The 20,899-nt window shown below is 42.9% G+C and carries 23 protein-coding genes; 7 read left to right on the forward strand and 16 right to left on the reverse strand.

Going from position 1 to position 20,899, the window contains the following annotated elements:
* The first annotated feature begins 268 nt into the window (after positions 1–268).
* Genes IT392_03330 through IT392_03360 form a run of 7 tightly spaced genes read left to right on the forward strand, consistent with a single transcriptional unit; the run spans position 269 to position 7,263 of the window.
* The gene (locus IT392_03330) at positions 269–526 is read left to right on the forward strand and encodes an exodeoxyribonuclease VII small subunit (protein MCC6543517.1); all 258 of its coding nucleotides are present in this window, start codon (positions 269–271) and stop codon (positions 524–526) included.
* On the forward strand, positions 501–1,421 hold the full coding sequence (locus IT392_03335) for a polyprenyl synthetase family protein (protein MCC6543518.1): 921 nt from the start codon (positions 501–503) through the stop codon (positions 1,419–1,421). Before IT392_03330 ends, IT392_03335 begins: the two co-directional genes overlap by 26 nt.
* A 24-nt stretch (positions 1,422–1,445) precedes the next feature.
* A complete protein-coding gene (locus tag IT392_03340) occupies positions 1,446–3,338 on the forward strand; it encodes a 1-deoxy-D-xylulose-5-phosphate synthase (GenBank protein ID MCC6543519.1) in 1,893 nt (630 codons plus the stop codon).
* A complete protein-coding gene (locus IT392_03345) occupies positions 3,323–4,069 on the forward strand; it encodes a TlyA family RNA methyltransferase (GenBank protein MCC6543520.1) in 747 nt (248 codons plus the stop codon). Before IT392_03340 ends, IT392_03345 begins: the two co-directional genes overlap by 16 nt.
* Positions 4,070–4,071: 2 nt before the next feature.
* Positions 4,072–5,040, forward strand: a complete 969-nt coding sequence (locus IT392_03350) for a GDP-mannose 4,6-dehydratase (GenBank protein ID MCC6543521.1) — start codon at positions 4,072–4,074, stop codon at positions 5,038–5,040.
* Positions 5,037–6,338 (forward strand): UDP-glucose/GDP-mannose dehydrogenase family protein, encoded by a 1,302-nt coding sequence (locus IT392_03355; protein ID MCC6543522.1) that lies wholly within the window; start codon positions 5,037–5,039, stop codon positions 6,336–6,338. The genes IT392_03350 and IT392_03355 overlap by 4 nt, the downstream gene beginning before the upstream one ends.
* A 1-nt stretch (position 6,339) precedes the next feature.
* Positions 6,340–7,263 carry an NAD-dependent epimerase/dehydratase family protein gene (locus IT392_03360; protein ID MCC6543523.1) on the forward strand — a complete coding sequence of 308 codons (924 nt, stop codon included), beginning with the start codon at positions 6,340–6,342 and terminating at the stop codon, positions 7,261–7,263.
* Between the two features lie 4 nt (positions 7,264–7,267).
* Here IT392_03360 and IT392_03365 read toward each other — a convergent pair whose 3' ends face one another.
* The 16 genes from IT392_03365 to trmD form a co-directional block, all read right to left on the reverse strand.
* Positions 7,268–7,444 carry a hypothetical protein gene (locus IT392_03365; protein ID MCC6543524.1) on the reverse strand — a complete coding sequence of 59 codons (177 nt, stop codon included), beginning with the start codon at positions 7,442–7,444 and terminating at the stop codon, positions 7,268–7,270.
* A 44-nt stretch (positions 7,445–7,488) separates the two neighbouring features.
* On the reverse strand, positions 7,489–8,865 hold the full coding sequence (locus tag IT392_03370) for an FAD-binding protein (GenBank protein ID MCC6543525.1): 1,377 nt from the start codon (positions 8,863–8,865) through the stop codon (positions 7,489–7,491).
* A gap of 110 nt (positions 8,866–8,975) precedes the next feature.
* Positions 8,976–9,776: a 3-methyl-2-oxobutanoate hydroxymethyltransferase gene (gene panB, locus IT392_03375; protein MCC6543526.1), complete on the reverse strand. Its 801-nt coding sequence runs from the start codon at positions 9,774–9,776 to the stop codon at positions 8,976–8,978.
* Between the two features lie 25 nt (positions 9,777–9,801).
* Complete coding sequence (metF, locus tag IT392_03380) at positions 9,802–10,662, reverse strand: methylenetetrahydrofolate reductase [NAD(P)H] (protein MCC6543527.1); 861 nt, start codon at positions 10,660–10,662, stop codon at positions 9,802–9,804.
* A 55-nt stretch (positions 10,663–10,717) separates the two neighbouring features.
* On the reverse strand, positions 10,718–11,590 hold the full coding sequence (gene folD / locus IT392_03385) for a bifunctional methylenetetrahydrofolate dehydrogenase/methenyltetrahydrofolate cyclohydrolase FolD (protein ID MCC6543528.1): 873 nt from the start codon (positions 11,588–11,590) through the stop codon (positions 10,718–10,720).
* A 19-nt stretch (positions 11,591–11,609) separates the two neighbouring features.
* Positions 11,610–12,188, reverse strand: a complete 579-nt coding sequence (locus tag IT392_03390; GenBank protein ID MCC6543529.1) for a 5-formyltetrahydrofolate cyclo-ligase — start codon at positions 12,186–12,188, stop codon at positions 11,610–11,612.
* Positions 12,173–13,879, reverse strand: coding sequence for a DNA repair protein RecN (gene recN / locus IT392_03395; GenBank protein ID MCC6543530.1), 1,707 nt, complete (start codon positions 13,877–13,879; stop codon positions 12,173–12,175). The genes IT392_03390 and recN overlap by 16 nt, the downstream gene beginning before the upstream one ends.
* An 18-nt stretch (positions 13,880–13,897) precedes the next feature.
* A complete protein-coding gene (gene trxA / locus IT392_03400) occupies positions 13,898–14,227 on the reverse strand; it encodes a thioredoxin (protein ID MCC6543531.1) in 330 nt (109 codons plus the stop codon).
* 47 nt (positions 14,228–14,274) lie between these two features.
* Positions 14,275–15,648, reverse strand: coding sequence for a S41 family peptidase (locus tag IT392_03405; GenBank protein MCC6543532.1), 1,374 nt, complete (start codon positions 15,646–15,648; stop codon positions 14,275–14,277).
* Between the two features lie 5 nt (positions 15,649–15,653).
* Positions 15,654–17,717 carry a peptidoglycan DD-metalloendopeptidase family protein gene (locus IT392_03410; protein MCC6543533.1) on the reverse strand — a complete coding sequence of 688 codons (2,064 nt, stop codon included), beginning with the start codon at positions 17,715–17,717 and terminating at the stop codon, positions 15,654–15,656.
* A gap of 18 nt (positions 17,718–17,735) precedes the next feature.
* Positions 17,736–18,371: an ATP-binding cassette domain-containing protein gene (locus tag IT392_03415; protein MCC6543534.1), complete on the reverse strand. Its 636-nt coding sequence runs from the start codon at positions 18,369–18,371 to the stop codon at positions 17,736–17,738.
* Positions 18,368–18,619, reverse strand: coding sequence for a hypothetical protein (locus IT392_03420; protein ID MCC6543535.1), 252 nt, complete (start codon positions 18,617–18,619; stop codon positions 18,368–18,370). The genes IT392_03415 and IT392_03420 overlap by 4 nt, the downstream gene beginning before the upstream one ends.
* Positions 18,613–18,984, reverse strand: a complete 372-nt coding sequence (locus IT392_03425) for a YraN family protein (GenBank protein MCC6543536.1) — start codon at positions 18,982–18,984, stop codon at positions 18,613–18,615. Before IT392_03425 ends, IT392_03420 begins: the two co-directional genes overlap by 7 nt.
* A 114-nt stretch (positions 18,985–19,098) precedes the next feature.
* Positions 19,099–19,719, reverse strand: coding sequence for a ribonuclease HII (locus IT392_03430; protein MCC6543537.1), 621 nt, complete (start codon positions 19,717–19,719; stop codon positions 19,099–19,101).
* 5 nt (positions 19,720–19,724) lie between these two features.
* Positions 19,725–20,120 carry a 50S ribosomal protein L19 gene (rplS, locus tag IT392_03435; protein ID MCC6543538.1) on the reverse strand — a complete coding sequence of 132 codons (396 nt, stop codon included), beginning with the start codon at positions 20,118–20,120 and terminating at the stop codon, positions 19,725–19,727.
* A complete protein-coding gene (trmD, locus tag IT392_03440; protein MCC6543539.1) occupies positions 20,117–20,857 on the reverse strand; it encodes a tRNA (guanosine(37)-N1)-methyltransferase TrmD in 741 nt (246 codons plus the stop codon). Before trmD ends, rplS begins: the two co-directional genes overlap by 4 nt.
* Between the last annotated feature and the right edge of the window lie 42 nt (positions 20,858–20,899).

Here is a 20,899-nt window from a genome sequence, read left to right on the forward strand (position 1 = left end):
GGGATTTACGCTGAAAAAGGCCCACTTGCGGCGTCAGGACATGATATTTGAGCTTCAACGTACAACACAGTACGCCTCAGCTCAAATATCATGTCCTTCCTTGCAATTGGACCTTTTTGAGCGTAAATCCATGCCATCTGAAACTATTATTTCAAATCGCCGTGCAGCATAGACATTAATAAATTTCATCGGTTTTGTCAAGATGATGCAGCTTTGGCAATATTGTCTTGACGTCCTTACCCCTCCTTGTATTATAATACGTTAATCTATGGAAAAAGAAATAAAATTTGAAAAGGCGCTGGAGAGGCTTGAGGAGATAGTGCAGACCCTTGAAAAGGGGGATATGCCTCTGGAAGATTCATTGAAAGTTTTTGAAGAGGGGATCAAACTCTCAAAGACATGTATGGCCAAATTGGATGAGGCAGAAAAGAAGGTTGAAATATTAGTGAAAAACAGGGAAAAGGCAGTCTTAAAACCCTTTGCTGCTGAATCTACTATCAATGATAATAGTGAAAACGAAGGCTAATTCCATCCTTAGCGCATACCTCCTGCATAATAAGGATACAATAGACAGATACCTCATGATGCTTGATGGTATCAGTGAAGACATACCCGCAACTTTATATGAATCTATGCACTACAGCCTGTCAGCCGGGGGTAAGCGTATAAGGCCAATTCTCGCAATTGCCTCATGCGAGGCGGTGGGCGGCACTATAGATGATGTTATACCGGCTGCAATTGCAATAGAGATGATTCATACATATTCCCTAATCCACGATGACCTGCCATCCATGGACAATGATGACCTCCGCAGAGGTAAACCTGCAAACCACAAAGTTTTTGGTGAGGCAACGGCAATACTGGCAGGTGACGGTTTACTGACGATGGCATTTGGTATTTTATCTGACACAAAGAGCTTTAAAAATCAAGCTTATTTGGAAAGACGCCTGAAGATAATCCGTGAGATTGCCGTTGCTGCAGGACCTGACGGCATGGTTGGCGGTCAGCAATTGGATATTGAAAACGAAGGTAAAAAAATTGACATTGTGTCAGTTGAAAAACTGCATAACAGGAAGACTGGCGCCCTTATACTGGCTGCGATCCGGACAGGGGGAATTTCCGGAGGGGCGTCTGAATTACAGTTGCAGGCGCTCACAGATTATGGCAAAAAAACGGGTCTCGCCTTTCAGATAGCTGATGATATCCTGGATGTGGAAGGCAAAGTTGAAGATGTCGGAAAGTCAATCGGTAAGGATGCAAACCAGAGAAAGAATACATATCCGGCGCTGCTTGGGTTAGAGCAGGCAAAGAATTTAGCCGGGCAGCTTGTGAGTGAGGCAATAACTGCACTGGACAGCTTTGATGATAAGGCCGATCCTCTCAGGCTGATTGCCGCATATGCAATAGACAGGAAGAGTTAAGAGGATTTTGTAAGGGATTTTAGTATGAAATATTTAGACACGATCAACAGTCCTCAGGACTTGAAAAAGATTCCCAGGGAAGACCTGCCTGTGCTTGCTGAAGAGATACGAGTATTTTTGCTCGATGTGGTTTCCCGTACCGGGGGTCATCTAGCCTCAAACCTCGGTGTTGTTGAATTAACTATCGCCCTTCACTATTTATATGACTCCCCTGACGATATGATTATTTGGGATGTGGGTCATCAGGCTTATGTACATAAGATCCTTACGGGGCGCAGGAATGAGTTCAATACCCTTAGACATTATGGAGGTATTAGCGGTTTCCCAAAGATAGATGAAAGCATTCATGATTCTTTTAATGTGGGACACTCAGGGACATCTGTTTCTGCTGCGCTGGGAATGGTTGAGGCAAGAGACAAATTTGGTAAACTCAACAAGGTAATAGCAGTAATAGGTGACGGCTCCATGACCGCCGGGATGGTCTTTGAGGGTTTAAACCATACAGGGGACTTAAAAAAAGATATTATAGTAATTCTAAATGACAATGAAATGTCTATATCAAAGAATGTCGGGGCTATCTCATCTTATTTAAGCAAGATCATTACCGGATCGTTATACACAAAGGTCAAACAGGAGACAGAATTTTTCATAAAGAATATACCCCGCATTGGAGAACCCATGCTGAAGGTTGCCAAAAAGGCTGAAGAGTCTGTCAAAGGTTTAGTAGGTCCAGGGACGTTATTCGAGGAACTTGGATTCAGATACATAGGTCCTATAGATGGTCATACCTTTGATCATCTATTACCTACCCTCGAAAATATAAAGAGATTAAATGGTCCTGTACTTGTGCATGTTGTTACAAAAAAAGGTAAGGGCTATCCTCCGGCAGAGAGAGACCCTGCCGCATTTCATGGTATTCCGCCTTTTGATATTGAGACCGGCATACCGTTTAAGAAGTCTGTTATCCCGACTTATACAAAAGTATTCAGTCAGTCTTTGATAAGGCTTGCTGAAAGAGATGATAAAATAGTTGCGATCACAGCGGCCATGCCTGAAGGAACTGGTTTGAACTCTTTTGCTGATAGATTTCCAGAGAGGTTTTACGACGTCGCTATAGCAGAACAACATGGAGTAACATTCGCGGCAGGACTGGCAACCGGAGGCTTTCATCCGGTTGTTGCAATCTACTCTACATTCCTTCAACGTTCATATGATCAGATAGTTCATGACGTGTGTCTACAAAATCTACCAGTAACTTTTGCGATTGACAGGGCCGGTGTAGTTGGAGAAGACGGTCCGACACATCACGGAACATTCGATATTAATTACCTGAGGCATATACCCAATATTGTAATAATGGCTCCCAGGGATGAAGATGAATTACAGCATATGCTGTCTGCAGCCGTAAATTATAACGGTCCTTCCGCTGTCCGTTATCCGCGGGGTACTGGTATAGGGGTGGAGCTGCAACCGGATTTTATGCCGTTGGAAATAGGAAAAGGCGAGATCATTTTAGATGGAAATGATGTGGCCATAATAGCCATCGGCAATATGGTATATCCTGCAATCGAGGCAGCAGCAATTCTAAAGAGGAGCGGTATTGATGCTGCAGTTGCTAATGCCAGATTTGCAAAACCTGTAGACGAAGAGATGATATTAGAGCTGGCAGGCAAATGCGGCTACATAGTCACAGTAGAAGACGGCGCACTGGCGGGAGGGTTTGGAAGCGCGATACTTGAGGCACTCGAGAAACATGGGGCCGCTGATGTCCATGTCAAGAGGATAGGACTACCCGATAAATTTATCGAGCATGGCACTATTAAGGAGTTGCACAAGCTGTATGGACTTGATTCAGATGGTATCGCACGTACTGTCTCCTTTTTCGCTCCCCGATTACTAAAATGGGGAAAGGTGTGAAGGAAAAGCGTCTGCGGCTCGATCTCCTCCTCGTTAACCGCGGACTTGCAGAATCAAGACAAAAGGCCCTGGGGATAATCCTTTCCGGTAATGTATTTGTTGACGGCAGCCTGATTGACAAGGCAGGAGCTTTGTGTAGTGAAGGCGCTGAGATTAATATAAAATATCAGATGCCTTATGTAAGCAGGGGCGGAATTAAGCTGGAAGGGGCTGTAAGGCACTTTCATTTGCAATTAGATGGTATGACTGCCATGGATATCGGGGCATCAACCGGCGGCTTTACAGACTGTTTATTACAGAATGGGGTAAGAAAGGTCTATGCTATTGATGTCGGTTATGGACAATTGCACTGGAAGCTCAGGGGAGATCCGAGGATTGCTAATCTTGAAAAGACTCACATATTGAGACTTGACTGGAAAACCATTATAGATGTTATAGATATAGTTACTATTGATGTTTCATTTATTTCTCTCAGAAATATATTATCGTCTTTGCAGGAGCATCTATCCCCTGCCTCTTTGATTATTGCATTAATCAAACCACAGTTTGAGGTGGGTAAAGGTGAGGTTGGAAAGGGAGGGGTTGTAAGAGATACAGCTAAAATTGAAAGTACCGTAAATAATGTTATCGGGTTTGCAGAAGAAACAGGGTTCAGGATTAGAGGAACTATCCCATCCCCTATCCTGGGACAAAAGGGGAACAGGGAATATCTGGTATTAATGGAGAGATGAATATGGCCAATATCCTTATAACCGGCGCTGCAGGTTTCATTGGTTCCCACCTCAGTGAACAGCTCCTGAGGGAGAATGCAAGAATTATTTGCCTTGACAACCTTGACACTTTTTATGACCCGCAGGTAAAGAGGGAAAACCTCAGACCTCTTCTTGCCAGCAAAAAGTTTACTTTTATTGAGGGAGATATAAGGGATTTAAAACTCCTTACCGATATATTCGTGAGCAACAGGATTGACGTTATTGTTCATATCGCTGCCAGGGCAGGGGTAAGACCATCAATAATAGAACCGCTCTTGTATTATGATGTAAATGTCCGGGGTACGACAAATCTCCTGGAAATGGCAAGACAATTTGATGTAAAGAAATTCGTATTTGCATCGTCATCGTCAGTCTATGGTGAGAATAAGAAGGTTCCTTTCAGTGAAGATGACAATGTGGACAACCCTGTTTCACCTTATGCTGCAACTAAGAAGGCAGGAGAACTCATAGCATTTACATATCATCATCTTTATGGAATATCGGTAAGTTGTCTGAGGTTTTTTACAGTCTATGGACCGCGTCAGAGGCCGGAGATGGCCGTTCATAAGTTTACAAAATTGATCTACGAGGGGAAGAGTATACCTGTTTATGGTGATGGGACATCAAGGCGGGACTACACTTATATTGATGACATAGTTGCCGGGATAAGGGCATCCATTAACACAGAAATGAGCTACGAGATTATAAATCTCGGAGAATCAAAGACAATAAGACTATCAGAACTAATAACATTGATAGAGAATAACCTTCAGAAGAAGGCGATAATTGAATGGCTTCCGGAGCAACCAGGTGATGTACCTGTCACATTTGCGAATATTGATAAGGCCAGGAGTTTACTGGGATATGCCCCTTGCGTGGATATTCAGGAAGGCGTAGAGAGATTCGTGAAATGGTTTTTGTGGAGAGAAAAAGGAGGGAGTAAACAATGAATATCGGCGTAATCGGCGCTGGGTATGTTGGTCTTGTTACGGGGACATGTTTCGCAGAGTTCGGTTTAAATGTCACATGTGTTGACATGAATGAGAGTAAGGTAAACCTCCTTCAAAAGGGCATAGTCCCTTTTTATGAACCCGGACTTGAAGAACTGATGCGTAAAAACATTAATGAAGGCAGGCTGCAGTTTTCGGGAAACATAGCGGACACTATCCGGAAATCCGAGGTTATTCTTATTGCAGTAGGGACCCCGTCTCTTGAGGATGGCTCAGCTGATCTATCATATGTTGACTCGGTAGCAAAGGCTATCGCAGAGAATCTTCAAAGTTACAAAGTAATAGTTACCAAGAGCACCGTGCCTGTCGGGACAGGTGAGAGGATAAAAGATATCATTAAAAGAATAAACGGCAAATGTGAATTTGATATCGTATCAAACCCGGAATTCCTGCGCGAGGGGTCTGCCGTTGAGGATTTTATGAGGCCTGACAGGATTGTAATAGGCTCCGGCAGTGAAAGGGCATCATCTATTGTAAGAGACCTGTATCGGCCTCTCTACATAATAGAGACGCCATTTATTATGACTGATATAGAGACTGCAGAGATGATCAAGTATGCATCGAACGTATTTCTAGCGGCCAAGATCTCATTCATAAATGAAATGGCTAACCTGTGCGAGAAGGTCGGAGCCAATGTTCAGATAGTCGCTAAGGCTATGGGGTTGGACAAGAGGATAGGCCCCAAGTTCCTGCATGCCGGACCAGGATTTGGCGGCTCATGCTTCCCCAAGGATGTCAGGGCTCTTATGCAGATTGGTGAGAGTCATGGATATGATTTTAAGATTGCGAGGAGCGTAATTGAAGTCAACATTACCCAGAAGAACCATATGATAACAAAGATAGAACATGCCCTCAGAGGGGCGGGTGGAAAAACAGTTGGAGTACTTGGACTGGCTTTCAAACCAAATACAAATGATATCAGGGAATCTCCTGCAATTCATATTATCGAGGGTCTCATTGAAATCGGCGCTAACGTCAGAGTATATGACCCTGCTGCTATGGATGACGCAAAGGCTGTGCTTGCCAATAAAGTCACTTACTGCAATGACGCCTTTGATGTTGCAAATAATGCTGACGCTATAATCCTTGCTACAGAGTGGAATCAGTTCAGGAATCTCCAGTTGGAGAAGTTGAAAGGACTTTTAAAGCATCCCGTTTTTATAGACCTAAGGAATGTGTATGAACCTGATAGGATGAGGAAAAATGGTTTTGACTATTATTCCGTAGGAAGGAGCTGAAATGCGCGTACTTGTTACAGGCGGAGCCGGGTTCATTGGTTCTCATATAGTTGACAGACTTTTATCTGAAGGCCATCAGGTGTCTGTTTTAGATAATCTGTCAACAGGCAAGTCTGAGAACTTAAATAAGAATGCGGAATTCTTTAAGCTCGATATAGAAAACCCGAGGATTGAGAAGGTAATCAAGAAGGAAAAACCTGAGGTAATCTGCCATCTGGCAGCTCAGATGGATGTGAGGAGATCTGTCGCTGACCCTGCATTTGATGCAAAGACTAACATTATTGGCATGATCAACCTCCTTGAGTACGCCGTCCGTCATGGCGCAAGGAAGGTGATATTTTCGTCAACAGGCGGGGCTATATACGGAGAGGGCGGCCCCTACCCTACTGTAGAGGATCACAAGGCAAGTCCTGTCAGCCCTTATGGCATTAGTAAATTAACAGGTGAACATTATCTCTTTTTTTATCAGATAATGTATGGATTAAAATATGTGGCGCTGAGATTTGCAAATGTTTACGGACCAAGGCAGGACCCGTTCGGTGAGGCAGGAGTTGTTGCCATATTCACAAAAAAAATGCTTAAAAATGACCAGCCTCTGATTAACGGAAATGGCATGCAGACTCGGGATTATGTATATGTTGAAGATGTTGTTGATGCAGTAATGCGTGCCATAGAAAAAAATGAAAATGATGTTTTTAATGTCGGTACCGGCATTGAGACAACTGTTAATGAACTCTTCAGGATGCTTGTCGAAATTACAGGGAGTAATGTGCGGGAGATGCATGGACCTGCAAAAAAAGGTGAGCAGATGAGGAGCTGTCTGAGTTATGACAAGATTAAAAAGACGATGGAGTGGGAACCTTCTGTAGATCTTAAGACAGGGCTCTCAAACACAGTCGAATTCTTCAAGGGGAGTAAACAGTAATAATCTACTCATCTGCCTCAATAGAGCTTATAATATCTATTGGAATTGTTATCCACTGAACCTCACACTTTAATTCCAGAGAAGTGTCGGACAACTCAATTAACAGCCCTGAGTAAGCAATATTATCGGCTATTACCTTTACCTTCTTTCCTATCATCGCTTGAATTGGATTATTGTACATGACAATTTAAGAATCAGGCGCTGTTTCTACCATAGAATACAATATTATGGCCATAACTTTCCCGGGTTAAGGATATTGTTTGGATCGAAGGTGTTTTTTATCCCCTTCATAATGTCTATTGCCTTATCGCCGACTTCCATGGGAAGAAATGGGGCCTTTGTCATCCCTATGCCATGTTCGCCCGAGATACTGCCGCTGAGGCGTAAAGTGACGTCAAACAACTCGCGTATCGCCTTCCTGGCACGTTTAAACTCCTCTGCATTTTTATCATCTGTCATTACATTGATGTGAAGGTTACCGTCTCCAGCATGGCCAAAGGAGACAATTTGTATTTTATAAGTTGATGAAATCCGATCAATCTCAATCATCAATTCAGTAAGTTTACTGCGCGGGACCACAATGTCCTCATTAATCTTGGTCGGGTTAATTTTATACAGTGCCGGAGAAACTGACCTGCGTGCCGTCCAGAGTTTTTCCCTGTCCTGTTTATTAGTCGCTGTTGATATTATTACTGCTCCTGATTTCCTGCATATGTCCCCAATCCTGATTAAACCATCCTGCGTAATCGTTTCAGGGCCGTCAACTTCGGAAATCACCATTGCCTCTCCTTTTTCCCTTACCGATTCCGGAAGCAAGTCCCTGACAACACCCATTGAAGCCTTGTCCATGAATTCGATCACGGATGGCCTTATTCCTGATAAAATTATATGATCAATAGCAGAAATTGCATCATGGATTGAACCAAAGACTGCTGCAACTGTGATTGTATTCTCCGGCAGGGGAATAAGCTTCAGGATGGCCTTGGTAATAACCCCGAGGGTTCCTTCAGAGCCAACGAGAAGTCTTGTGAGGTCATATCCTGCTACACTACGCGGCGCCCTTGTTCCTGTAAAAATAATATCTCCGGCCGGCAATACTGCCTCAAGTCCCATTACATAGTCCTTGGTTGTACCATACTTGACACCCCTGGCGCCACCTGCGCATGTTGAGATATTTCCACCTATCGTACAGAAATTCACGCTCGATGGGTCAGGTGGATAGAACAGTCCCTCTGCCTCAACAGCCTTTTGTATATTTCTTGTAATAACACCTGGTTCTGCAACAATGTAAAAATCGTCTCTGTTAACCTCAAGTATTTTGTCCATTCGCTGCAATGAGAGGATTATTCCTCCCTGAACAGGCACAGCTCCTCCAGCAAATCCGCTTCCTGCGCCTCTTGGTATAACCGGAATCTTTTCACTATTTGCTATTTTTAGGATCAACGATACTTCTGCATCTGTTCCAGGCATCAGGAGAACATCCGGAAGTCTCTCAATCCTGGTAGCATCATATGAGTAGCAGATCATATGTTCTTTGTCAGTCCTGACTATGTCATTTCCCAGCTCACGCCGTAAATGATCTATGATAGAAGGTGATATCATGAGCAGAGTTTAACACAGCAGACTGCAGTGAGCAATGCCACTCATGGTCCGTCAACCTGAACCATGCATTGCAGCTCGCAAAATGGTTACGCATTTTCAGGGTAAGCTTCTCAGTAGCTTTCGATTTCAGAAGGGAAATTGGCACTTTCGACATCATCTTTAAAACGTCTAACCGCATCTGCGCAGATCTCCCTCATTGCGGCATATTGCCTGACAAATTTTGGGACAGGCTGCGGTGTTAAACCAAGAAGATCATGTATGACGAGCACCTGTCCGTCACAATGACTTCCGGCTCCAATGCCAATAGCAGGTATGGAAAGTGTGTCAGATATCCTGGATGCAAGACCTGCCGGGATGCCTTCAAGGACTACAGCAAAAACCCCTGCCTCCTCGAGCAATAATGACTCACTGAGGATCCTCTCGGCAGCTGAATCATCTTTACCCTGAACCTTATAACCGCCCATATGATGGATTGACTGGGGCAGAAGACCCACATGTCCCATAACCGGTATTCCTGATGCAATTATTGCCCTGATCTTATCTATAACAGCAGACCCTCCTTCAATCTTGACCGCCGATGCCGATCCTTCTTTAAGAAATCTGCCGGCATTATTCACTGCATCATGCACGGACACCTGATATGACATAAAAGGCATGTCTCCGACAACAAGGGCATTCTCAACAGCCCTGCTTACGATCTCCGTATGGTATATCATTTCATCCATTGTAACCGGTAAAGTTGTAGGATGGCCCTGAATCACAGTGCCAAGTGAGTCTCCGACAAGGATTATATCAATCCCTGCCTCATCAATAAGCCGGGCAAATAAGAAATCGTAGGCAGTAAGCATGGTGATCTTCCTGCCTCCATTTTTTCTGCTGATAATGTCAGGTACTGTAACTTTATTTTTCACTTTGCTTTTTACTCACAGCTGTATATTACCCCTGTAACTCTTTCAGGATAGCTATAGTGGCCGGAGAGCGGTTAAGAGTGTAGAAGTGAATGCCGGGAACTCCGTTTTTTAGAAGATCCCTGCATTGATCTGCTGCATGTCTGACACCTATGTCCATTACAGCAGCAGGATTTTCTTTTACTGACTCAAGCTGAGTTATTAAATCATCCGGTATCGTTGCACCGCACAGAGATGTGAATCGCTCAATCTGATCAATACTCGTGATGGGCATAATACCGGGTATTATCGGCAGATTCAGACCTGCCTGCTGTGTGCGTTCTATTAACTTGAAGTAGTATTGATTATCAAAGAAAAGCTGAGTTATAAAAAAATCTGCCCCGGCCTCCGCCTTCATCTTCATGCAACTCGTATCTTCCTGAAGTGTCATGCTTTCTTTATGACCTTCAGGAAATGCTGCGGCACCAAGGCAGAAATCGTAATTCTTTCGGATATGTCCAATGAGCTCATTTGCATGATGAAATGCCTCATTCCTAATATCGTGCCCCTCCTGACCGGGAATATCTCCGCGAAGGGCAAGGATGTTATCAATTCCTCTTTCCTGTAATCTTGTCAATATGGTGTTAATCTCTGTCTCAGAGCTGTTAACACATGTGAGGTGCGCCATTGGCTCAATTCCCAACTCATGTTTAATCCTGATAACAAGGTCAACAGTCTTCTCCCTTGTACTTCCTCCTGCGCCGTAGGTGACTGATACAAATGCGGGATTTAAGTGACGCAGGTTCCTGATAGTATCATAAAGTTTCCTCTCGCCATCCGGATTTTTAGGAGGGAAAAACTCTAAGGAGAAGACAGGTGATTTACTTTGTAAGAGATTACTAATTTTCAAATTTAATGCCCACCCACACTATTACCCCAAACTTTCACAAGGGTGTATCTTATCATTATTTATCAGCCACTATATGCTGACGGGAGCTATGTTTAGCTGCCTTTACCGTGTTATAAAGCAGCATGGCAATGGTCATTGGTCCTACACCGCCAGGTACCGGAGTAATCCATGATGCCTTTTCGGATGCACTTGCAAAATCCACGTCTCCGGCCAGCCTGCCACTATCGAGTCTGTTAATCCCAACATCAATAACAACTGCACCTTCTTTGATCATATCACCGGAGATCATTTGAACACGTCCGGCTGCCGCTATCAAAATATCAGCAAGCCTGCAAACCTCTGACATATTTTTTGTCCTGGTATGACAAATGGTAACAGTTGCATTCCTCTGCAGAAGCATAAGGGCAACAGGCTTGCCGACAATATTGCTTCTTCCAACAATAACAGCGTGTTTCCCCTCAACTGGAATATGGTAATGATCAAGAAGTTTAATAATGCCAAGCGGTGTGCACGGCACAAGTCCATCAAGACCCGACATGAGCCTCCCCATATTTATTTCATGAAAACCGTCCACATCCTTTTCAGGGGAAATGGCCTTCAGGATCTTTTCTTTATTAATTCGTTCAGGCAGCGGAAGCTGAACCAATATGCCGTGAATCCGGCTGTCATTATTGAGCTTCTTAATAAGCGTTATTAACTCAGACTCTGACGTATCTTCCGGCAGCCTGTGTTCTTCCGAGTGGATACCTGTTGTTCGGCATGCCTCACCTTTATTCCTTACATAAACCATAGAGGCAGGATTGTTTCCAACAAGGACAACTGCAAGCCCGGGGTATATTCCCTCATGTTTCAGGTGTTCAACCTCTTTTGCGATATTCTCTCTGAAGTGCTTTGCTACGGCCTTACCATCTATAATCTTTGCTGTCATAGACTAATCCTTTTCCATTCTAACATCTAATTACACGCTCCTCTGTAACTATTATATCAACCTTTACATCATGCCCCTCAACAGGAATCATATCAACTATCTGAAGCTCAAACGCAAGGGCCGCAAGAAAAGGTCTTGTATGTCTATCTTCAAGTAATCTATCGTAGTATCCGGCGCCATAACCAAGCCTGTGACCTGATTTATCAAATGCAACACCGGGAAGAACCATAAGGTCTACATCACACAAATTTACATGCCTGATGAATTCAGTTTTTGGTTCATGTATGCCATGGTCCTTCATCCCCAGTTCATTGTCATAATCTGATAACTTAGAAAGAATGATTCGTCTGTGCGTCTTGTCAACAACGGGTACCACAACATCCTTCCCAAGAAACAAAGACCTGCGGACAGCCTCCTCAGTAATGACCTCGCTCTTTGTTGTCATAAAGAAGTGGATTATTTTAGCCCTTTCAAATTCATTCAGCTGCAGAAGATTATTGCAGATATTACGGCTGAGATTGATCCTCTCTTCAGTGGACAGACTGTCACGCCTTTTCAACACCTGATGCCTGATCTCTTTTTTTAATGCTGCGAGCATCTCTTGTATTTTGCCGTTTCCTTCTCATTACCTTTTTCAACCCGATCCAGCATCTCCTCGGCATATTTGAATGCAGTTTCATTCTGATCACTTCCTCCCAGCATCCGGCTGATTTCGTAGATCCTTTCCATCCTGTCCAACCGCCTTACCCTTGTTACTACTCTGTCTCCAGTGAAGACCTTCTCAACATGATAATGGTTATCAGCCATAGCAGCAATTTGAGGAAGGTGAGTAACACAAAACAGCTGATTATCCTTAGACAAGGATTTAAGCCTTCTGCCGACCTCTTCAGCGACCCTGCCTCCAATTCCCGCATCAACCTCATCAAATATCAGCGTCGGCACACTATCCGTAGAATTCAGCCTGCTCTTGATAGCCAGGAGTATTCTTGACAGCTCCCCACCCGACGCCACCTTGGTTAATTGCTTCGGCTCTTCATTCATATTTGCGATCAGAAATTCAACTGCATCAACTCCATCCTGCGATAAGGGCACTGGCTCGAATTTTACAACAAATTTAATCTTGTCCATAGAGAGATTTGACAATTCACTCATAACATCACTCTCAAATCTGACGGCAGCGCTTCGCCTCAATTCCGATAGTTCATCCGCAAGCGTCCGTACTTCATTATGTACTTTTTCAATTTCTCTCATGAGAACTGTCACATCGTGATCCAGTGACCCTATGCTCGTTAAATCTTTTTCCAGCGTCTCCTGCAACAGCAGAATGTCCTCAATAGTCCTGACATATTTTTTCTTTAACCTGTCAATAAAATATATACGTTCATTTACCCTCTCTAATCTCTCCGGATCATGTCTGATCTTGTCCATAAATCTCCTGATAATATCAGCAGCCTCTTTAATGTTTACCTTAGAGCTACTGACCATATCAGCTGCCTCATTCATGCATGGATCAATACCTGCTATCTCCGATAACAAATTCTCTGCCTTACGCATCAAGGTAATCGCTGAATCATCGTTTTCATAGAGAATGCCGTATGCATCATGACTTAATGAAGAAAGATTTTGCGAATTGCTTAGAATTACCTGTTCACCTTCGAGCTCAACGTCTTCACCTGGTTTAAGTGAAGCGCCTTTTATCTCGGACAGTTGAAATCTTATAAGCTCTTCTCTTTCCTTTTTCAGGTTAATCTCTTCTGTCAGCTTATTGAGGTGTTTCTGAAGATCATTAAGGACCGCATACCTGTCAGCAACCCTCATCCTGAGATCAGTCAGCTTGCCAAAGGCGTCCAGATAGCCGCTGTGCGACTCTTTTCTAAGCAGTGTCTGATGTTCATGCTGGCCATGAATGTCAATAAGCTCACTGCATACATCGTTAAGTACCGACAAGGTGGAGAGGCTTCCATTTATAAATAACCTGTTTCTTCCACTCCTGCTTATGCTGCGTTTTACAAGCAGTTCATTGCCATTATCATCTATCCCATACTTACGTAACTTCTCCTTATGAAGGTCTTTATTTATACTATCGAAAATTCCCTCAATGACAGTTTCATCACAACCATCACGCACTATATCAGATGAACCTCTTCCACCTGTAATCAAATCCAGTGCGTCTACAATAATTGACTTGCCAGCCCCGGTTTCACCTGAAAATACGGTAAAGCCCATAGTGAACTCAAGATCAAGTTCATCAATAATGGCAAGGTCTTTGATCCTCAACGCCCTCAGCATTTGGTCTCAGGAATTTAATCAGGCAGCCAGCAGTGATTCTATCTTTTCCTTATATTGTGTTTTAGAAAGAGCCCCTACCAGTTTATCAACACCCTGACCGTCCTTAAAAAACATAATTGTAGGAATACCCATAATCTGATAGCGGCTGGCTATCTCCGGATTTTCATCGGTATTCAATTTAACTATCTTAGCCTTTCCTTCATAATCCTTTGCCAGCTCGTCTACTATAGGTGAGACCATTCTGCAGGGACCACACCATACTGCCCAGAAATCCACGACGACCAGGCCTTTTGCCTGTAATACCTCTGCTTCCCATGTGTCTTTTGTTACCGCACTTACGTTTCCCATAAGAGTAGTCTCCTTTCATTTCTCAACCTTTCGTTGTCCATCATCCCTTACTGGTCGGTCTTTGATTGTTTCTGTGAAGGCATTATGCCCTTGAATATATTCCACCCTTTTAATAAATCAACTGCCCTTTGCAGCTGCACATCCTGTTTTTCCACAGCACCTTCTGTATCCACAGGCTCCGTCACCTTATCACCATCCCCCTTATCCTTCCCAACAGGCTCAACAGCCTTTTCTTCCTCTTCGTCAATTGTGTCATTCTTCAGGTGCTTCTTCAGGTCTTTTTCCCTGATAAACTTTCTCTCCATAGCCTCCTTGTCTGAAGTAGGCTTGACTACAATGTCCGGAGTTATTCCGGTATTCTGTATTGATGTGCCTTTAGGCGTGTAGTACTTTGCAGTCGTAAGCCTCATACCTGAACCGTCACTGAGTGTAAATACCGTCTGAACCGAACCCTTACCGAATGTCTGTGTTCCAAGTACAACTGCCCTCTCCCAATCCTGAAGCGCCCCGGCTACAATCTCAGACGCACTTGCGCTCCCTTCATTAACAAGAACAACTATAGGATAATTCTCATGTGCATTTCTCTCAGATGCCAGATACTCCTCCTTCTCATCGTTCCGGCCCTTTACAGACACAACTAGTTTGCCTTCTTTAAGAAATAACTCTGAAACCTGGATTGCAACCTTCAGCAATCCCCCCGGGTTGTTTCTCATATCAATGATAAGGGATTTTATATTCTGTTTTTCCAGATCATCGAGAGCTTTTCTGAGATCTTCACCTGTCCTCTCCTGGAATTGAGTAATACGTACATAACCAATATTTCCCTCTATCAACTTGTGTTTAATACTCTTAATTTTTATAATATCTCTTATAATTGTGAACTCAAGCGGTTCTTTCTCGCCTTCCCTGATTATAGTCAGGTTAACCTTGGTATCCTTTGGCCCCCGCATTTTATTGACCGCACCTTCCAATTCAAGGTCTTTTGTCGGCGAGCCGTCTATCTTAAATATATGATCTCCTGCCTTTATACCCGCATTCCACGCTGGAGTGTCTTCTATCGGGGCGATTACTACAAGCTTTTTATCCTTCATACTGATCTGTATACCCAGTCCCCCGAATTCGCCCTTGGTATCAACCTGCATCTCCTTGTAACTCTGCGGCGGCATGAAGTTTGTGTGCGGATCCAGCTCTGACAACATACCCTTTATTGCCCCATAGACAAGATCCTTAGTGGTGATCTCATCAACATAATTTTTTTCGACAAGAGAGAGCGCCTCTGCAAAGACCCTCAGATTCTCATAGCTCTCACCGCCAAATACTGGATTACCCATTCCCTTGCCGAATGTAACCCATACACCAGCCAGGAGAAGAAGCACTATTACTACAACCCCTGTTTTCACCCTTTGTTTTTTGTTAGACATACCAGTTATCCTCCTGAACCTTTTGAAAGCCATGCAATGGGGTCTACCACCTCTCCCAGATGCCTGAGCTCAAAATATATTCCATCCCTTTCTGCAACATTACCTTTTCCGGCAACCGCAACAACCTGACCTTTCCTGATTTTTCCACCCCTTGAAACCTTTATCCTTGACGCGTGACCATAAATTGAGTAATAGCTGTTTCCATGATCAATAATAAGAGTAAGCCCATAACCCTGAAGCCAATCTGCATAAGCCACAACCCCGTCAAATGCTGCCCTGATATCTTTTGATCCCCTGGCAGCTATCTCAATTCCCTTTTTGAAAACGTACGCATCAAACTCCGGGTGTTTCTGCCGTCCGAATTCTGATACAACGTCACCTTCAAGAGGCCATGTCAACAGACCCTTATTCTTACCAAAACCGGTTCCGGCTGCAGGGAGGTCCTTGCTGCGATCCTTTTCATAGGATGCAATCAGCTTTTTCAGTGCCGCAGAGGCAGAAGTGAGTCTCTTTATCTCCTCTTCATAATCGGCCTTTTTCCTCTGAATGCTGACAAGCTGCTGACGATTTTGCCTGATATCCCGTTCAATAATCACCTTGTCTTCAGCAATATTACCCCTTTCAACCAAAAGGGTTTGTTGCCGCTTGTTTAAAGACAGCAAATTATTGTTTAAATCTCTGATATCTTCGCTCAGGCTGCTCATCATATGGTCTGCCTCACCTAACAGCATGTCCTGATATTTCAACTTTACCTTATAGTCATTATAATCAGTAGATGAGAGAAGTATCTCGGCTGAACCGCTGTATCTCCACATATTCGACTTATATATCTCTTTAATAAAACCGGATAATTCCATCTTTTTTGAATCCAGCTCAGATGATAATGACTCAACAGTTTGATGGACAGTCTTTATCTCCTTTTTTTTCTGAGCGATATCCTTACTGACCTTATATAGCTCCTTTTTCTTGCTCCCAAGGTCCTTTTCTTTTACTCCGAGTTTTCTCTTGACTTTTTTCTCTTCCGCTGCCACCTTCCGGGTCGCCTTCTTCTTCTCCTTTATCTTCTTATCAACATCAGATAACTCCTGCTGGCTCTGTCTGATCTCCTTTTCCGTTGATTGTAAGTCCCTGCTCTCAACAACAGGCACATTTGTAATATTTAAACATAAAATTAGAAATAAAGCTATCCCGGTGAGTCTTCCTACGGAGGTCCAACTACCGAAACAACCTGCAATAATGCCTGTAACAATAATTGCGATCAAACCCTTCAATGAAATAAAACTGAACTCAATTCCACCCAACCATAAATATACAGATGACGGTATTTTATAAATAATCAGATTATGGATCACGTAAAGCATGACAACTGAAGCGCTGGCGCTTATCAACCCTAATATCCCGCCTTCCAGGATATATGGAATCCTTATAAAAAGTCTGGTTGCACCGGCAAGTTTCATTATCTCTATTTCATCCCTCCGCATGAGGAAAGTAAGCTTTATTGCGTTTGATACTATAAACAGTACCAATAAAAACATTACGCTTCCAACAATAAGGCTCAAAACTTTTAATGCTGTCAAAAGTGCATTAAGCCTCTCTACCCACTCTTTTCCGTATTCAACGTCTTCGATACCTTCCATATGCGACAATTTCTCTGCCAGATTACGCATATCATCAGGAGTTCTGGCATCAGGGACAATCTTTATCCTGAATGCATCAGGCAGTGGATTCTCTGTTAAGCCTTTTATTACTCCCTGAAAACTATTCATTTCCCTGGCAAACTTTACCATAGCATCTTCTTTTGAAATGAAGACAACAGCCTCTGTTTCTTTCATAGCCTCGATCTCTGATTTGATCTCTTGAAGCGTTTGATCAGATGCGTGCCCTGAAGAAAATGCAATGACTTCCATATCACTCTTCATCACTTCAGTAAATATGTTCAGATTATGCAGGGACAGGAGGAATAATCCAAAAACAAGCAGGATTATTGATATTATACCTACTGCGGAAAAAGTAGTGTATTTGTTACATCTGATCTGACTGACAGCTTCTTTTAAACTATACAAAATCATAAACTGAATCATTCCATGTTATTCTGGTAATGTTATTATCCTTTTCCCCATCTTTCTGGCCATCTCGCAATTATGTGTTGCTGCAATTACCGTTGTACCTGTACGATTAATTTTACTGAAAATATTGTATATCTCAATAGCATTATCTTCATCCAGGTTGCCTGCCGGTTCATCAGCCAGTAATAATATCGGATCGTTTGCCACTGCCCTCGCTGCAGCCACCTTCTGCAGTTCACCTCCGGAGAGAGTGGATGGAAAAGAATATATCTTATCGCTTACGCCAACTAATCTCAGCGCTTCACTGACCCTGTATGCTATCTCCTTTTTATGAAGGCCGCAAATCTTCAGTACCAGGGCTATATTGTCAAATACATTCTTATTATAAAGGAGCCTTCCATCCTGGAATATTAATCCTATTTTTCTTCTTATATATGGTATTCGAGACTCTCTGATAACAGAAAGGTCTTCATCCTGAAACATTACTTCACCAATATCAGCCTTCTCAATACACATGAGCAATTTCAGTAATGTGCTCTTACCTGAACCTGTAGGACCGCAAATAAATACAAACTCCCCCTTTTCAATAGTGGCTGAAAAATCTTTTAACACAGGATTGCCATTATAATATTTTGAAATGTTGTTAAACTTTATCAATATACCACCTTACCGTTATGTACTTCCTGAATCATTTCATTGTGCTGTTCATTCATTAAATTCTCCACTACAGTTTTAAAATCATCCATTTCCAGTAAGTAGACATAACTTGTCTTTCTGGTAGTTACAAGTTTACCAGAACTGAATATCCTGGTCAGTATAATAGGATTATTAATACCTCCATCTTCCGTCTGAATGTGATATACCTTCCCGCTGTATTCGACGTCGCTGTTTATTCCCGTTACCATAATCTATCATCCGGAAGGTCAAAAGCATCCATAAACAACTCAATCCTGTCTTCGTGGATAGACAATACGTCAAAACGACAAGGGTGATTTGTGAATTTCTTATCAGAGATATAAGATAATGCTACCCTCCCGATACGGGATTGTTTTTTTGCATCTACAGCATCTGCAGGAAAACCATACAAGCTGCTGTTTCTTGTCTTTACCTCAATAAAAACAAGGGTACTTCCATCCCGGGCTATAATGTCTATTTCGCCAAAACGATTCGAATAATTTCTTTCTATGATATTATACCCTTTTGTTTTAAGGTACTCTTCTGCCCTTTCCTCTCCCTGCCTGCCCTTTGTCCTGTTATTTAAGCGACGCATCTTCTTCAGCACCCACTCTGTCTCTATCAAATATCTCAGGCCTGTATTCAGAGGATTTGAAGGACCTGGGCCCTGACCATGTTCAGAGATCAGGCATTACCCACTGCCTGAGGATTATAAATGATCACTCTTCATTATCTTTTTTAGAAAACTCTTTCTGTGTAAAGTACATGGCCCAAACTGTCTCAGCCGTGAAATATGTTCTCTCGTACCATAACCCTTATGAGCGCTGAAATTATAATCAGGAAATGATATATGGTGCCGGCACATAAGTCTGTCTCTTGTGACCTTTGCAATTATAGATGCTGAGGCAATAGTAAAGCTTAAAGCGTCCCCTTTAATTATGGACAATTGAGGTATTGGCAGGGTTTTAACTGGTACTGCGTCTATAAGTAGATAATCAGGATGTATAACAAGATCTTCCACTGCCATTTTCATGGCATTTATAGTTGCGTTATAAATATTTATTTTGTCAATCTCTATGTTATCTACTATCCCAACCCCAATACTGATGGCGTTTGCTCTTATTAAATCAAATAGATAATTCCTTCTAACATGAGAAAGTTTCTTTGAATCATTTACTCCATCAATTATATATCCTGCTTGGAATATGACTGCGGAGGCCACAACAGGACCGGCAAGACATCCTCTTCCGGCCTCATCAATTCCTGCGATATGGGTAAAACCCTGCCCGTATACATCAATCTCAAATGAAAGGTCCGGTAACGGTGGCACCGTTACTATTCCTCAGCAATGACTGCCTTTTTACGATCTGCTGCAGCACCTCGTGTCATAGTATCCTTTTCTGTAATACGCATGGCACGCCCCTTTTTCTTTCTGATATAGTATAGCTTTGCCCTGCGCACCTTGCCGCTCTTCAGGATTTTAATATCCTGAACATATGGGGAGTAGACTGGAAATACGCGTTCAACTCCGACACCGTATGAAACCTTCCTGACGGTAATAGTTTCTCTGTTGTTTCGACCGCGTCTTGCAATTATATGACCCTCAAATATCTGTGTACGCTCCCTGTCACCCTCTATAACCTTGACGTGTACCTGTACTGTATCACCAATATTAAATGGCGCTATACTTTTCTGAATCTGCTGTTTTTCGATACGTTCAATAATATTCATTTCTCAGACTCCTCCTTTATTTCTTTAAGTATGTTCATGTCTTCATCTGACAATACCGCCCCCTCAAGTATATCCGGACGTTTGATCAGAGTATTGGCGACCGCCTGCCGCCGTCTCCATTGTCTTATCACTTCGTGATTACCGGATATGAGAATTGAAGGAACATCCATTTCTCTCAACTGTGCCGGTCTCGTGTAATGTGGATAGTCAAGAAGCTGATTAAAGGACTCATCTTCCACAGAGGCGCTGTCACCAAGCACGCCAGGTATTAACCTCACCACAGAATCTATAATAACCAGAGCTGCCAGCTCACCACCGGTCAGCACATAATCACCAATTGAAACCTCTTCAGGCGACAAATATGTTTTTACACGCTCATCTATCCCCTCATAATGTCCACATATAAAAACAATCCTTCGCTCTTCCCTGCTTAACTCTGATGCCATACCCTGATTGTACCGCTTTCCCTGAGGAGACATCAGGAGTATACGCAGGTCCTCCTCGTCCTCCTCTTTGATGAAATCCACTGCCTTAAGTACAGGTTCAGCCTTTAAAACCATCCCGGCGCCTCCCCCGTATGGATAATCATCAGCAGAACGATGTTTATCAAATGTAAAATCCCTGATATTTATGACCCTGACATTTAACAATCCCTTGGCCTGTGCCCTTTTCAGAATGCTTTCATCAAGGACTGGAGTTACCATTCCAGGAAAGAGTGTAAGTATGTGACATCTCATCAGAGATTTTAAATTTGATATTTCATTTTGATTAATTTGAAA

This window comes from Nitrospirota bacterium, from assembly GCA_020846775.1.
GTDB lineage: Bacteria > Nitrospirota > 9FT-COMBO-42-15 > HDB-SIOI813 > HDB-SIOI813 > RBG-16-43-11.

Coding starts and splice junctions, on each gene's coding strand:
- IT392_03330 (MCC6543517.1), top strand. CDS start 269: ATGGAAAAAGAAATAAAATTTGAAAAGGCGCTGGAGAGGCTTGAGGAG.
- IT392_03335 (MCC6543518.1), top strand. CDS start 501: ATGATAATAGTGAAAACGAAGGCTAATTCCATCCTTAGCGCATACCTC.
- IT392_03340 (MCC6543519.1), top strand. CDS start 1,446: ATGAAATATTTAGACACGATCAACAGTCCTCAGGACTTGAAAAAGATT.
- IT392_03345 (MCC6543520.1), top strand. CDS start 3,323: ATGGGGAAAGGTGTGAAGGAAAAGCGTCTGCGGCTCGATCTCCTCCTC.
- IT392_03350 (MCC6543521.1), top strand. CDS start 4,072: ATGGCCAATATCCTTATAACCGGCGCTGCAGGTTTCATTGGTTCCCAC.
- IT392_03355 (MCC6543522.1), top strand. CDS start 5,037: ATGAATATCGGCGTAATCGGCGCTGGGTATGTTGGTCTTGTTACGGGG.
- IT392_03360 (MCC6543523.1), top strand. CDS start 6,340: ATGCGCGTACTTGTTACAGGCGGAGCCGGGTTCATTGGTTCTCATATA.
- IT392_03365 (MCC6543524.1), bottom strand. CDS start 7,444: ATGTACAATAATCCAATTCAAGCGATGATAGGAAAGAAGGTAAAGGTA.
- IT392_03370 (MCC6543525.1), bottom strand. CDS start 8,865: ATGATATCACCTTCTATCATAGATCATTTACGGCGTGAGCTGGGAAAT.
- folD (MCC6543528.1), bottom strand. CDS start 11,590: ATGACAGCAAAGATTATAGATGGTAAGGCCGTAGCAAAGCACTTCAGA.
- IT392_03390 (MCC6543529.1), bottom strand. CDS start 12,188: ATGCTCGCAGCATTAAAAAAAGAGATCAGGCATCAGGTGTTGAAAAGG.
- recN (MCC6543530.1), bottom strand. CDS start 13,879: ATGCTGAGGGCGTTGAGGATCAAAGACCTTGCCATTATTGATGAACTT.
- trxA (MCC6543531.1), bottom strand. CDS start 14,227: ATGGGAAACGTAAGTGCGGTAACAAAAGACACATGGGAAGCAGAGGTA.
- IT392_03405 (MCC6543532.1), bottom strand. CDS start 15,648: ATGTCTAACAAAAAACAAAGGGTGAAAACAGGGGTTGTAGTAATAGTG.
- IT392_03410 (MCC6543533.1), bottom strand. CDS start 17,717: ATGATTTTGTATAGTTTAAAAGAAGCTGTCAGTCAGATCAGATGTAAC.
- IT392_03420 (MCC6543535.1), bottom strand. CDS start 18,619: ATGGTAACGGGAATAAACAGCGACGTCGAATACAGCGGGAAGGTATAT.
- IT392_03425 (MCC6543536.1), bottom strand. CDS start 18,984: ATGCGTCGCTTAAATAACAGGACAAAGGGCAGGCAGGGAGAGGAAAGG.
- rplS (MCC6543538.1), bottom strand. CDS start 20,120: ATGAATATTATTGAACGTATCGAAAAACAGCAGATTCAGAAAAGTATA.
- trmD (MCC6543539.1), bottom strand. CDS start 20,857: ATGAGATGTCACATACTTACACTCTTTCCTGGAATGGTAACTCCAGTC.